The sequence below is a fragment of the Pseudomonas sp. 9.2(2024) genome, from assembly GCF_039695385.1.
Classification (GTDB): Bacteria; Pseudomonadota; Gammaproteobacteria; order Pseudomonadales; family Pseudomonadaceae; genus Aquipseudomonas; species Aquipseudomonas paraglycinae.
In genome coordinates this window covers 5,535,517-5,548,474 of sequence record NZ_CP155585.1, presented here as the reverse complement: position 1 = coordinate 5,548,474, position 12,958 = coordinate 5,535,517, and the positions used below count along the sequence as shown (strand labels likewise).

Genomic DNA, 12,958 nt, shown 5'->3' with positions numbered 1-12,958 from the left:
GAGTTCGAGGCATGCGCAGATCCAACCGAGGTTTCACCCTGATCGAAATCATGATCGTGATTGCGATCATCGGTATCGTCATCACCATCGGCTATCCGAGCCTCACCGAATACGTGAAGAAGGGCCGCCGTGCCGACGTGGTCAGCAATTTGTCGGAACAGGCACAGATCCTCGAACGCTTCTATTCGAAGAACAACGTCTACACCGGTGTCACCGGGTTGAGCACCGGCAACGATTTCTACACCATCACGCCGACGATCACCGATCAGACCTTCCTGCTGACTGCGACCCGCAAGACCGGCACGGCCATGGCCACTGACAAGTGCGGGGATTTCACCCTCACCAACACCGGTGTCAGAAGCATGAACAACGCGACCACCGGGCTGACCACCAAGGATTGCTGGGGCCGCTGAGCCGCTTAATTTCGGGCGCCATTTGCGCCCACTGTCTTTTTACGGTTGGATCAAACATGACCAGGCAACAGCAAGTGGTGATTGTCGGTGGCGGAGTGATTGGCCTGCTCACCGCGTACAACCTCGCCTCCGAGGTCGGCAGCGTGGTGCTGCTGGATCGTTCGAACGTCGGCCAGGAATCGTCCTGGGCCGGCGGCGGTATCGTCTCTCCGCTGTACCCGTGGCGCTACAGCCCTGCCGTCACCGCGCTGGCGCACTGGTCGCAGGATTTTTATCCACAACTGGGCGAACGCCTTTTTGCCGATACCGGGGTCGATCCCGAAGTGCACACCACCGGCCTGTACTGGCTGGACTTGGATGACGAATCTGAAGCGCTGGCGTGGGCCAAAAGGGAAAACCGCCCACTGCGGGCTGTGGATATCTCGGCGGCGCATGATGCGGTGCCGGTGCTCGGTGGCGGTTTTTCCCGGGCGATCTACATGGCCGACGTAGCCAACGTGCGCAATCCGCGGCTGGTGAAGTCTTTGAAAGCGGCGTTGCAGGCGCTGCCGAACGTGACGATTCACGAGCAGTGTGAAGTCAGCGGGTTTGTCCGTGATGGCGAGCGGGTGGTAGGCGTGCAGACTTCCACGGGTGTGATCGCTGGCGATCAGGTCGTTTTGACCGCAGGCGCGTGGAGCGGCGAATTACTCAAGACTCTGAATCTTTCCCTACCGGTGGAGCCGGTGAAGGGCCAGATGATTCTCTACAAGTGCGCGGCGGATTTCCTGCCGAGCATGGTGCTGGCCAAGGGGCGCTACGCGATTCCGCGCCGCGACGGGCATATTCTCATCGGCAGTACGCTGGAGCACGAAGGCTTCGACAAAACCCCGACGGACAATGCGCTGGAAAGCCTCAAGGCATCGGCGGTCGAACTGTTGCCGGCGCTGGCCGATGCCGAAGTGGTGGGGCACTGGGCCGGGCTGCGGCCGGGCTCGCCCGAAGGCATTCCTTACATTGGCCGGGTTCCGGGTTTTGACGGTCTGTGGCTGAACTGCGGGCATTACCGCAACGGGCTGGTGCTGGCGCCTGCATCCTGTCAGTTGTTTGCCGATGTGATGCTGGGGCGTGCGCCGATCATTGATCCGGCGCCGTATGCACCGGCCGGACGGATCTAGTCAGTTTTTCTTTCGGCGACTGACAAATCGCTTTCGCGGGCAAGCCCGCGAAAGAGGCGTTAATCCAGACCCAGCTTCTTCAGCCTGTAGCGCATCGACCGAAACGAAAGACTCAACCGCTGCGCTGCCGCCGTGCGATTCCAGCGAGTCTCCTCCAGCGCCTGCAGAATCAGTTTGCGTTCGACGCTCTCCAGATAGTCTTCCAGGTTGTCGATTTGCGTGAGATCGGCAATACCACCTTCAGCGGCGGCGTTTCCTTCACTCAGGCGTAAATCCTCGGCCTCGATCGTGCGGTTTTCACACAGGGTGTGCGCCCGCTCAAGCACGTTCTCCAGCTCCCGCACGTTGCCCGGAAAACGGTAGTTTTTCAGCGCCTCTAGGGCATGAGGATGAAGACGTGCAGCCGGTTGCCCGGTGCCATTGGCCAGGCGCTTGAGCATATGGACGGCCAGTGCTTCGATGTCCTCGCGACGTTCGCGCAGGGACGGCACACGCAGTTCGATCACGTTGAGCCGGTAATACAGATCCTGACGAAAACGCTCGGCAGACACTTCCGCGTCGAGGTCCTTGTGCGTTGCGCAGAGGATGCGCACATCGACCACGGTTTCCTGTTGCCCGCCGACGCTGCGCACGGCTTTTTCCTGGATCGCCCGCAGCAGCTTGACCTGCATCGGCAGCGGCAGGTCCGCCACTTCATCGAGAAACAGCGTGCCGCCATGGGCCGCTTGAAACAGCCCCGGTTTATCCTCCACCGCACCGCTGAAACTGCCTTTGCGGTGGCCGAAGAACTCGCTTTCCATCAACTCAGACGGAATCGCCCCGCAGTTCACCGGCACAAATGGCTGGCTGGCGCGCGGGCCCTGCTCATGAATCAATCGGGCCACCAGTTCCTTGCCACTGCCGGACTCGCCGCTGATGTAGACCGGCGCCTGGCTGCGGGCCAGTTTGTCGATCTGTTTGCGCAGGCTGCGCATCGGCGGAGAGTCGCCAAGCAACCGCCGGTCGATCGAAGTGCAGACATTGCCCGGCGCCGGCATGCGCAATGCCGAGCCGACCAGCTCGCGCAGGCGTGTCAGGTCCACCGGTTTGGTCAGGAAGTCGAAAGCCCCGGCTTTCAGGGCGTTGATCGCCGTTTCCAGGCTGCCGTAGGCGGTGATCATTGCCACCGGCAGTTGTGGATAACGTTGCTGAATGTGCTGCACCAGTTCCAGGCCGGTGCCGTCGGGCAGGCGCATGTCGGTCAGGCACAGATCGAAGGTCTCGCGGTGCAGCAGCGCCTGGGCTTCATTGAAATTGCGTGCGCTGAAGGTGTCGAGTTTCATCCGTCCCAGGGTAATTTCCAGGAGTTCGCGGATATCCGGCTCGTCGTCGACGATGAGGATTTTTTGCCGTGGGCTCGTGTTCAACTTTGTTTCCGTCCGTGAGCAAAGGTGATGCGAAAGCAGCCGCCGCCTTGGCGTGATTTGAAGTCTAGGCGCGCTTGATTGCTTTCGCACAGCTCACGGGACAGATAAAGCCCAAGGCCGGTGCCCTGGCTGCTGGTGGTAAAGAACGGTTCGAACAGGTGAGCCTGCTGATCCAGCGGCACGCCGGGGCCGTTGTCCTGCACTTCGAGCACGGCCAGCGTGCTCTCGGGGTCGATGGACAGCGTCAGCCAGACCTCGGCCGGATCGTGCAAAAGGGCGCTGTGGCGCCAGCCGTTGCGTAACAGATTGTCGAGAATCTGCGTGAGCTGGCCGGGATCCATCAACGTGCGGAAATCCCCCGGGCCGATGTGCAGATGAATGTGCTGGCGCTCGCCGGCCTGTTCGCGGCTCTCGCTGACGAACTGCTCCAGCCACGGTTTGAGATCCAGCCGTTGCGGCGCGCTCTGCTGGCGGCGGGACAGTTGCAGGACGTTTTCGATGACTCGGTTCATGCGCAGGGAGTGGTCTTGAATGATCTGCGTCAGACGCCGATCCGCGCCGTCGAGTTCCTCGGATTCCTGCAACAGCTGCGCGGCATGACTGATGGCCCCCAGCGGATTGCGGATTTCATGGGCGATACCGGCGGTCAGCCGGCCCAGCGCGGCCAGTTTCAATTGCTGGGCCTGCTGGGCGATCTGGGCGAGGTCTTCGAGAAACACCAGGGTCTGGCGATTCGGGCTCTGTTCCAGGGCGATGAAGCTCGGCTGCAGCTCCAGGCCGTTGCCGGCGATTTTCAGGCTTTGCGGGCGCAGGGTCGGGTTGTTCAGCCACAGTTGCAGGCGTTCGACCAATGCGCTCGAGTGGTCGTCGATCAAGTCACCTTCAAGATGCGTTTGGCCCAGCAGGATCCTGGCGCTGTGGTTGGCCAGTTGCACCCGGCGCTGTTCGTCGAGCACCAGAATGCCGGTGCGCATGCGTTGCAGGATCAGCGCGTTGAGGGCTTCGAGCCCCACGACCTCGCTGGCGCGCAACTCGGCCAGGTTCTCACTGACTTCGAGACGACGGATCAACCCTTGCACCAGCAGCGAGGCGGCAAAGCACAAGGCGCCGAGGGTGCCGGCCTGCAGATAGTCGTTGGCGCTCAGGGGATGGCTGAAACTCAGCAGAAAGCTGAGCCCGACGATGCCGAGGGTGGCGACGGCGGCGATCAGCAGGCCGATGCGTCGTCGCAGCAAGGTGTTGCTGATGGCCACCGAAACGATCAGCAAGTTGCCGATCGCACTGGCCACACCGCCCGCTGCGTAGAACACGCCGCACAGCAGCAGAATGTCGACCAGTGCCAGAGCGAACAACTGGGCTGGGCGGCGGATGTTCTCGAGAAACACCACCAGCAGGATGTTCAGCACCAGGTACAACCAGCTGCCATTGCGCAGCAACTCGTCGTTGGCCGAGGTCAGCAGGCGGTTGTCCATGTTGCTGGAGATCAGCAACACCAAGGTGATGCCGACACTCAAACGGTACAGATGATAGAGGCGCAGCAGTCGCTGGGCCTGTTTGCTGTCGGCGTTTTCGGCCTCAGCGATCACTGGAACCGGGGCCTTGCTCAAGGTGAGCCTGGCTGCAATACCACTGCTGTTGAAGGTTCAGCGCGCGGTCGCGGGGCAGGTGCACGCCGCAGTGGGCGCAGCGCACCATCGGTGCGGCATCCTGTTCGCGAGGCGGTCGGGCGGACGAGGCGGGGGCCTTGAATTTGCGCCACAACCAGACAGCAGCGGCGATCAAGGCAATCCAGAACAGTAAACGAAGCATGATGGGCGGCTTTTCGGCTAATGATTCGGCAGTTTAGCCAAGGACCCGACAAGCGCACAGCCCAATCACACGCCGCAATAAAAAGGGAGATCCGAAGATCTCCCTTTTTTGCATCACCGAAGTGATCAGTCGAACAGACCGAAGGTCATGTAGCTGAAGATGGAACGGTCGCTGTCGCTCGACTCCGGTTCCGGCTCTTCGATCACGTCGCCGTTTTCGTCTTTTGGCTTGAGCTCGTTCGGGATCGCGTCTTTCGCGTCCTGGAACTGCTTCTGCACGTCCTGGTTGGCGCGGGTCTCTCCCGGCGGCAGCGGCGGACGGGATTCGATCAGGCCCAGAGTGGCCTTGCTCAGGAACGAACGGTTGTCGGCTTCGGCAACGCGAGGCACGAACTGACCGTCCTGCAGGCTCGGGTGGTTCGGGTAGTTGAGCTTCAGGGTTTCCAGGCTGGTGGCCGCCAGTTCGTCCAGATGCAGACGCTGGTAGGCTTCGGTCATTACCGCCAGGCCGTCGCCGACCGATGGGGTCTCCTGGAAGTTTTCCACTACGTAACGGCCACGGTTGGCAGCGGCGACATAGGCCTGACGGGTCAGGTAGTAGTCGGCCACGTGGATTTCGTAGGAAGCCAGCAGGTTGCGCAGGTAGATCATGCGCTGCTTGGCGTCCGGCGAGTAGCGGCTGTTCGGGTAGCGGCTGGTCAGCTGGGCGAACTCGTTGTAGGAGTCGCGGGCGGCGCCCGGGTCACGCTTGGTCATGTCCAGCGGCAGGAAGCGCGCCAGCAGGCCGACGTCCTGGTCGAACGAGGTCAGGCCCTTCAAGTAGTAGGCGTAGTCCACGTTCGGGTGCTGCGGATGCAGACGAATGAAGCGCTCGGCGGCGGACTTTGCAGCTTCCGGCTCCGAGTTCTTGTAGTTGGCGTAGATCAGTTCCAGCTGTGCCTGATCGGCGTAGCGACCGAACGGATAACGCGACTCCAGAGCCTTCAGCTTGGCTGTGGCGCTGGTGTAGCTGTTGTTGTCCAGGTCCTGTTGAGCCTGCTGGTACAGCTCGGCTTCACTCAGGTTTTCGTCTACGACTTCCTTCGATGAGCAAGCAGCGGTCAATGCGAGGATGGCGATCAGCAGCAGGTGTTTCACTTGCATGGCGGCTTGCGTCCCTATGACGGCCGCTGTCTTGGGCGGGGCCGTCCTGTTATGATGAGCGCCCCGTTGAAAAGCCCCGGGGCAAAAGACGCCGTATTTAACCACAAGCGCGCAGCCGAAACCAAAGGCTGTAGCCGACGCCCAGTCCGAGCATGTCCGATAAAATTGAACTTCGCGCAGAGGTGCCGTCCGAATTGGGCGGCCAACGCCTCGATCAAGTCGCCGCCCAACTCTTCGCCGAGCACTCGCGCTCGCGCCTTTCCGCCTGGATCAAAGAAGGTCGCCTGACTGTGGACGGGGCGGTCATCCGCCCGCGCGACATCGTTCATGGCGGTGCCATCCTTGAGCTGACTGCCGAGCAGGAGGCCCAGGGTGAATGGGTCGCTCAGGACATCGAACTCGACATCGTCTATGAAGACGACGACATTCTGGTGATCAACAAGCCTGCGGGCCTGGTGGTGCACCCGGCTGCCGGTCACGCTGATGGCACCTTGCTCAACGCCTTGCTGCACCACGTTCCGGACATCATCAATGTCCCGCGCGCCGGTATCGTGCATCGTCTGGACAAGGACACCACCGGTCTGATGGTGGTGGCCAAGACCATTCAGGCGCAGACCAAACTGGTCGCGCAGCTGCAAAGCCGCAGCGTCAGCCGGATCTACGAGTGCATCGTGATCGGCGTGGTGACCGCCGGCGGCAAGATCAACGCCCCGATCGGTCGTCACGGCCAGCAGCGCCAGCGCATGGCGGTGATGGAAGGCGGCAAGCCGGCCGTCAGCCACTACCGCGTGCTGGAGCGCTTCCGTTCCCACACCCACGTACGGGTGAAGCTGGAAACCGGTCGTACTCACCAGATTCGCGTGCACATGGCGCACATCAACTTCCCGTTGGTCGGCGACCCGGCGTACGGCGGTCGTTTCCGCATTCCGCCGGCCGCGAGCCAGACCATGGTCGAATCCCTCAAGCACTTCCCGCGTCAGGCCCTGCACGCGCGGTTCCTTGAGCTGGATCACCCGACCACCGGTGAGCGCATGAGCTGGGAATCGCCGCTGCCGGAAGATCTGGTGTGGCTGCTGACCCTGCTCAAACAGGACCGCGAGGCATTCATCGGATGAACTGGCTGACGCCGGACTGGCCCGCGCCGGCCAGCGTCAAGGCCTGTGTCACCACTCGCGAGGGCGGCGTCAGCGAGGCGCCGTTCGACAGCCTCAACCTGGGCGATCATGTCGATGACCGTCCCGAGGCCGTCGTCGAAAACCGTCGGCGCCTGACCGAACACTTCTCTATAAAGCCTGTCTGGTTGCAGCAAGTGCACGGGATTGCCGTGGCGCATGCTGATTCGTCCGTGGTGGCCACGGCGGATGCCAGCTGGACGGCAACACCCGGTATCGCGTGTGCGGCGATGACCGCCGACTGCCTGCCGGCGCTGTTCTGCGACCGTGCCGGTACTCGCGTCGCGGCGGCTCATGCCGGTTGGCGTGGATTGGCGGCCGGCGTGCTGGAGGCCACCCTCGACAGTCTGGAAGTGCCCGCCGAAGACGTTCTGGTCTGGCTCGGCCCGGCCATCGGCCCGCAAGCCTTTGAAGTCGGCCCGGAAGTCCGGGAAGTCTTCATCAATCAATTGCCCGAAGCCGAGACAGCCTTTGTCCCGAGCCACAACGCCGGCAAGTTCATGGCCGACATCTATGAGCTGGCGCGACTGCGTCTGGCGGTTCGTGGTGTCACCGCTGTTTATGGTGGCGGTTTCTGTACCGTGACCGATCCGCGCTTCTTTTCTTATCGCCGTGCGTCACGTACCGGTCGCTTTGCCTCCTTAGTCTGGCTTACCCGCTAAACTCTCTGATCTGCATCAACTCCCTGACGCTTGAATCTTCCAGAATCGACCGCATCTATAGCGGTATCTGGCAGGTTTCTTTATTCAGGACGGTTTTCAGGTCCGGCCTGCTCAAAAGGAAGGTGACCCATGCGTATAGACCGTTTAACCAGCAAATTGCAGTTGGCGTTGTCCGATGCCCAATCTTTGGCCGTCGGCCACGATCATCCAGCCATCGAGCCGGCGCATTTGATGCAGGCCATGCTTGAACAGCAGGGTGGTTCGATCAAACCCCTGTTGATGCAGGTGGGCTTCGACGTCAACAGCTTGCGTAAAGAGCTGACCAAAGAGCTCGATCAATTACCGAAAATCCAGAACCCGACCGGCGACGTGAACATGTCGCAGGATCTGGCGCGTCTGCTCAATCAGGCCGACCGTCTGGCCCAGCAGAAGGGCGACCAGTTCATTTCCAGCGAGCTGGTGCTGCTCGCCGCGATGGACGAGAACAGCAAGCTTGGCAAGTTGCTGCTCGGCCAGGGCGTGAGCAAAAAGGCGCTGGAGAATGCGATCAACAACCTGCGCGGTGGCGAGGCGGTGAATGATGCCAACCACGAAGAGTCGCGTCAGGCGCTGGATAAATACACCGTCGACCTGACCAGGCGCGCCGAAGAAGGCAAGCTTGACCCGGTGATCGGCCGTGACGACGAGATCCGTCGCACCATTCAGGTTCTGCAACGCCGCACCAAGAACAACCCGGTGCTGATCGGCGAGCCTGGCGTGGGTAAAACCGCGATTGCCGAAGGACTGGCCCAGCGCATCATCAACGGCGAAGTGCCGGATGGCCTGCGCGGCAAGCGCCTGCTGTCTCTCGATATGGGGGCGCTGATTGCCGGTGCCAAGTATCGTGGCGAGTTCGAAGAGCGCCTGAAAGCGCTGCTCAACGAGCTGTCGAAGCAGGAAGGGCAGATCATTCTGTTCATCGACGAACTGCACACCATGGTCGGCGCCGGTAAAGGCGAAGGCTCGATGGACGCCGGCAACATGCTCAAACCGGCCCTGGCCCGTGGTGAGCTGCATTGCGTCGGCGCGACCACGCTCAACGAGTACCGCCAATATATAGAGAAGGACGCGGCCCTCGAACGGCGCTTCCAGAAAGTGCTGGTGGACGAGCCGAGCGAAGAAGACACCATCGCGATCCTGCGTGGCCTCAAGGAGCGTTACGAGGTTCACCACAAGGTGGCGATCACCGACGGCGCGATCATCGCGGCAGCCAAGCTCAGCCATCGCTACATCACTGACCGGCAACTGCCGGACAAGGCGATCGACCTGATCGACGAGGCGGCCAGCCGCATCCGCATGGAGATCGACTCCAAACCGGAAGTGCTGGATCGTCTGGAGCGGCGCCTGATTCAACTGAAAGTTGAATCCCAGGCACTGAAGAAAGAAAGCGACGAAGCGGCGATCAAGCGCCTGGAAAAACTCCAGGAAGAAATCGTCCGCCACGAGCGTGAGTATTCGGATCTGGAAGAAATCTGGAACTCGGAAAAAGCCGAGGTGCAGGGTTCTGCACAGATTCAGCAGAAGATCGAACAGTCCCGTCAGGAACTGGAAGCCGCGCGCCGTAAAGGCGACCTGAACCGCATGGCCGAGTTGCAGTACGGGGTGATCCCGGATCTGGAACGCAGCCTGCAAATGGTCGACCAGCACGGCAAGAGCGAAAACCAGTTGCTGCGCAGCAAGGTGACCGAAGAGGAAATCGCCGAAGTCGTTTCGAAGTGGACCGGTATTCCGGTGTCGAAAATGCTCGAAGGCGAGCGCGACAAGCTGATGAAGATGGAAAGCCTGTTGCATCAACGCGTGATCGGCCAGGACGAAGCAGTGGTTGCCGTGGCCAACGCGGTGCGGCGTTCCCGTGCCGGGTTGTCCGATCCGAATCGCCCGAGCGGCTCGTTCATGTTCCTCGGCCCGACCGGTGTCGGTAAAACCGAGCTGTGCAAGGCGCTGGCCGAATTCCTCTTTGATACGGAAGAGGCGATGGTGCGGATCGACATGTCCGAGTTCATGGAGAAACATTCCGTGGCACGGCTGATCGGTGCGCCACCGGGCTACGTCGGCTACGAAGAGGGCGGTTACCTGACCGAAGCGGTACGGCGCAAGCCTTACTCGGTGATCCTGCTGGACGAAGTCGAGAAGGCGCACCCGGACGTGTTCAACATCCTGCTGCAAGTGTTGGAGGATGGCCGTCTGACCGACAGTCATGGCCGCACGGTGGACTTCCGCAATACCGTGATCGTCATGACCTCCAACCTCGGTTCGATGCAGATCCAGGAACTGGTCGGTGATCGTGAAGCGCAACGGGCAGCGGTGATGGATGCGATTTCCACCCACTTCCGTCCGGAGTTCATCAACCGGGTCGACGAAGTAGTGATCTTCGAGCCATTGGCGCGGGATCAGATCGCGGGCATTACCGAGATCCAGCTGGGCCGTCTGCGCAGCCGTCTGGCCGAGCGCGAGCTGAAGCTGGAGCTGAGCCCGGAAGCGATGGACAAGCTGATTGCCGTCGGCTACGACCCGGTCTACGGCGCACGGCCGCTGAAGCGGGCGATCCAGCGCTGGATCGAGAACCCGTTGGCGCAGTTGATCCTGTCGGGACGCTTCATGCCGGGCGAGACTGCGACCGGTGTGGTGGAGAACGACGAGATCACGTTCAACTGACGCTCGACGGTGGTGAAGTAATCAAGGCCTCGCAATGCGAGGCCTTTTTTTTCGCCAGGCTGTTGAACTCAAAGGAAAAGGCTTGTAAAGTGCGCCCCGCAGTCAGTCACCAACACGGTTTCAGCTCACTGGGCAGAAATCTGAAATAAGTTGCAAATCATTAACTTGAAAGCAATTTAGGGGGTTGACAGAGGTGTTCTAGGTTGTAGAATAGCGCGCCTCAGACACACGAACGCAGCGATGCGAAAACGATGTCGAGAAGCTGCAAGTTTCACCGTTGTAAATTGAAATATGTAGTTCCGTGATAGCTCAGTCGGTAGAGCAAATGACTGTTAATCATTGGGTCCCAGGTTCGAGTCCTGGTCACGGAGCCAATTTCAAACCGGGGTATAGCGCAGTCCGGTAGCGCGCCTGCTTTGGGAGCAGGATGTCAGGAGTTCGAATCCCCTTACCCCGACCATTTTTGGGTCGTTAGCTCAGTTGGTAGAGCAGTTGGCTTTTAACCAATTGGTCGTAGGTTCGAATCCCACACGACCCACCATTTTTGAAACCAGGTAATACTGGGATCGAATCTTAAGATCAGAAGCCAAAAGCGCTGATCGAAGAAGGCGATCTTTGAAAGGTCGCCTTTTTTTTACCGGGGTATAGCGCAGTCCGGTAGCGCGCCTGCTTTGGGAGCAGGATGTCGGGAGTTCGAATCCCCCTACCCCGACCATATTAAAAATCCTCGTATCGAAAGATACGGGGATTTTTTTTGCCCTGCGGAAATGTTTCATTCAAGTCGTCATACAACTTGCCGATAGCCCGCTAACGAAAGGGGCCTGCCGCATCAAGCGCTCCTGAATTCTGCCAATACAAGAAAAAGGGCGTTCGTCATGTTGCTTCGTCAGTTGAATATTGCTCCCCGTGCCGCCCTGAGCTTTGCCCTGATTGCGGTGCTCGTGGCGTTGCTCGGGGTGTTTGCGCTGGGGCAGATGTCGAGCATCCGCGACAGCGAAGTGGCGGTAGAGACGCAGTGGCTGCCGAGCATTCGCGGCGGCGACGAGATCCGCGAAATCATGTTGCGCATTCGCACCATTTCCCTGCGCATGGCGCTGGATCAGGATCCGGCCAACATCGCCACCTACCGCAGCCAGATGGACACCCGCGACAAGGAACTGAGCGAGAAAATCGCCGCCTACGACCGGCTGGTGACCACCCCGGAAGGCCAGCAGTTATACGATCAGTTCAAGAAAACCTTCGCCGCCTACCGCACCGGCATCGCCCAGTCGTTCACCCTCGCGGAGCAAGGCAAGCGCGATGAGCTGACCAAGCTGCTGCTGGTCGACATGAAAACCGTGGTCGACGGCTCCGGTAAGCAACTCAACGATCTGGCCGATCTGTTCGCCCGCCAGGTCGCCGCCGAAAGCCAGAACTCTGCCGCCCACTACGAAACCTCGCGCACCATCGTGACCTTGTTCATCGCTCTGGCGGCGTTGGCAACCGTGGCCCTGGCCATGTTGCTGACCCGTAGCATCGTTCGCCCCTTGAGCGCCGCCGTCGACGCTGCCGAGCACGTCGCCAGAGGCGATCTGACCCGTCCGATCGAAACCCACGGCAATGATGAAGTCAGCCGCTTGCTCAAGGCGTTGGCGACCATGCAGCAGAACCTGCGCGAAACCCTGCAGGGCATCAGCGGCTCGGCCACGCAACTGGCGACTGCTTCCGACGAACTGAGCGCGGTGACCCACGACAGCACGCAAGGGCTGCAACAGCAGAACAACGAGATCGAACAGGCCGCCACCGCCGTCAACGAGATGACCACGGCGGTCGAGGAAGTTGCCCGCAATGCGGTGTCGACGTCTGACGCTACCCGCCAGTCCAGCGAGTCGGCACAGTTGGGCCAGGAACGGGTCAGCGAAACTGCTGGGGCCATCAACGCCCTGGCCAGCGAAGTCGAGCACACCGGCGAACTGGTGCAATCGCTGGCCAATCAGTCGCAAAACATCGGCAAAGTGCTGGACGTGATCCGAGCGATCGCCGAACAGACCAACCTGTTGGCGCTCAACGCAGCCATCGAAGCCGCGCGGGCCGGGGAGAGCGGGCGCGGATTTGCGGTAGTTGCCGATGAAGTCCGGGCGCTGGCTTATCGCACGCAGCAATCGACCCAGGAAATCGAGCAGATGGTGCAGGGCATGCGCAGCGGTTCGAGCCTGGCGTTGGAGTCGATGCAGGCCAGTGCCTCGCGCGCCGCCACCACCCTGGTGCTGGCCGAGCGGGCCGGTGAAGCGTTGCAGACGATCACAGCCTCGGTCCACGAAATCCACGAACGCAATCTGGTAATCGCCAGCGCCGCCGAAGAGCAGGCGCAGGTGGCGCGGGAAGTGGATCGCAATCTGGTGAACATTCGCGATCTGTCGGTGCGCTCGGCGGCGGGTGCCGATCAAACCAACGCATCCAGCCATGAACTATCGCAACTGGCCAACGCCTTGCAGGGCATGGTGCGACGCTTCCAGCTGTAATC

The 12,958-nt window shown here is 60.8% G+C and carries 10 protein-coding genes and 4 tRNA genes; 10 read left to right on the top strand and 4 right to left on the bottom strand.

Features of this window, described 5'->3' with window-relative positions:
* Window positions 1-11 precede the first annotated feature (11 nt).
* A complete protein-coding gene (locus ABFB52_RS25035) occupies window positions 12-413 on the top strand; it encodes a type IV pilin protein (protein WP_039771691.1) in 402 nt (133 codons plus the stop codon).
* 56 nt (window positions 414-469) lie between these two features.
* Complete coding sequence (gene thiO / locus ABFB52_RS25030; RefSeq protein WP_085747723.1) at window positions 470-1,570, top strand: glycine oxidase ThiO; 1,101 nt, start codon at window positions 470-472, stop codon at window positions 1,568-1,570.
* A gap of 59 nt (window positions 1,571-1,629) precedes the next feature.
* On the opposite strand, the gene ABFB52_RS25025 is transcribed toward thiO, so the two are convergent.
* The 4 genes from ABFB52_RS25025 to ABFB52_RS25010 form a co-directional block, all read right to left on the bottom strand.
* The gene (locus ABFB52_RS25025) at window positions 1,630-2,976 is read right to left on the bottom strand and encodes a sigma-54 dependent transcriptional regulator (protein ID WP_129972811.1); all 1,347 of its coding nucleotides are present in this window, start codon (window positions 2,974-2,976) and stop codon (window positions 1,630-1,632) included.
* Entirely contained in the window at window positions 2,973-4,562 is a 1,590-nt protein-coding gene (locus tag ABFB52_RS25020; protein WP_129972812.1) for an ATP-binding protein, read from the bottom strand. The genes ABFB52_RS25025 and ABFB52_RS25020 overlap by 4 nt, the downstream gene beginning before the upstream one ends.
* The gene (locus ABFB52_RS25015; protein ID WP_085747726.1) at window positions 4,552-4,785 is read right to left on the bottom strand and encodes a PP0621 family protein; all 234 of its coding nucleotides are present in this window, start codon (window positions 4,783-4,785) and stop codon (window positions 4,552-4,554) included. The genes ABFB52_RS25020 and ABFB52_RS25015 overlap by 11 nt, the downstream gene beginning before the upstream one ends.
* Window positions 4,786-4,910: 125 nt before the next feature.
* A complete protein-coding gene (locus tag ABFB52_RS25010; RefSeq protein ID WP_085747727.1) occupies window positions 4,911-5,927 on the bottom strand; it encodes an outer membrane protein assembly factor BamD in 1,017 nt (338 codons plus the stop codon).
* Window positions 5,928-6,079: 152 nt separating this feature from the next.
* Between ABFB52_RS25010 and rluD the strand changes: the two genes are divergently transcribed.
* The 8 genes from rluD (at window position 6,080) to ABFB52_RS24970 (ending at window position 12,956) form a co-directional block, all read left to right on the top strand.
* On the top strand, window positions 6,080-7,042 hold the full coding sequence (gene rluD / locus ABFB52_RS25005; RefSeq protein WP_085747728.1) for a 23S rRNA pseudouridine(1911/1915/1917) synthase RluD: 963 nt from the start codon (window positions 6,080-6,082) through the stop codon (window positions 7,040-7,042).
* Window positions 7,039-7,761 carry a peptidoglycan editing factor PgeF gene (gene pgeF / locus ABFB52_RS25000; protein ID WP_129972813.1) on the top strand — a complete coding sequence of 241 codons (723 nt, stop codon included), beginning with the start codon at window positions 7,039-7,041 and terminating at the stop codon, window positions 7,759-7,761. The genes rluD and pgeF overlap by 4 nt, the downstream gene beginning before the upstream one ends.
* Before the next feature lie 129 nt (window positions 7,762-7,890).
* Window positions 7,891-10,455 carry an ATP-dependent chaperone ClpB gene (gene clpB / locus ABFB52_RS24995; protein WP_085747730.1) on the top strand — a complete coding sequence of 855 codons (2,565 nt, stop codon included), beginning with the start codon at window positions 7,891-7,893 and terminating at the stop codon, window positions 10,453-10,455.
* Window positions 10,456-10,753: 298 nt separating this feature from the next.
* Window positions 10,754-10,829, top strand: a tRNA-Asn gene (locus ABFB52_RS24990).
* A gap of 9 nt (window positions 10,830-10,838) precedes the next feature.
* Window positions 10,839-10,915: transfer RNA gene (locus ABFB52_RS24985), tRNA-Pro, on the top strand.
* A 5-nt stretch (window positions 10,916-10,920) separates the two neighbouring features.
* A tRNA-Lys gene (locus ABFB52_RS24980) sits at window positions 10,921-10,996 on the top strand.
* A gap of 97 nt (window positions 10,997-11,093) precedes the next feature.
* Window positions 11,094-11,170 (top strand) — tRNA-Pro (locus ABFB52_RS24975).
* A 160-nt stretch (window positions 11,171-11,330) separates the two neighbouring features.
* Window positions 11,331-12,956: a methyl-accepting chemotaxis protein gene (locus ABFB52_RS24970; protein ID WP_129972814.1), complete on the top strand. Its 1,626-nt coding sequence runs from the start codon at window positions 11,331-11,333 to the stop codon at window positions 12,954-12,956.
* The last annotated feature ends 2 nt before the right edge of the window (window positions 12,957-12,958 follow it).

Coding starts and splice junctions, on each gene's coding strand:
- ABFB52_RS25035 (WP_039771691.1), top strand. CDS start 12: ATGCGCAGATCCAACCGAGGTTTCACCCTGATCGAAATCATGATCGTG.
- thiO (WP_085747723.1), top strand. CDS start 470: ATGACCAGGCAACAGCAAGTGGTGATTGTCGGTGGCGGAGTGATTGGC.
- ABFB52_RS25015 (WP_085747726.1), bottom strand. CDS start 4,785: ATGCTTCGTTTACTGTTCTGGATTGCCTTGATCGCCGCTGCTGTCTGG.
- ABFB52_RS25010 (WP_085747727.1), bottom strand. CDS start 5,927: ATGCAAGTGAAACACCTGCTGCTGATCGCCATCCTCGCATTGACCGCT.
- rluD (WP_085747728.1), top strand. CDS start 6,080: ATGTCCGATAAAATTGAACTTCGCGCAGAGGTGCCGTCCGAATTGGGC.
- pgeF (WP_129972813.1), top strand. CDS start 7,039: ATGAACTGGCTGACGCCGGACTGGCCCGCGCCGGCCAGCGTCAAGGCC.
- clpB (WP_085747730.1), top strand. CDS start 7,891: ATGCGTATAGACCGTTTAACCAGCAAATTGCAGTTGGCGTTGTCCGAT.
- ABFB52_RS24970 (WP_129972814.1), top strand. CDS start 11,331: ATGTTGCTTCGTCAGTTGAATATTGCTCCCCGTGCCGCCCTGAGCTTT.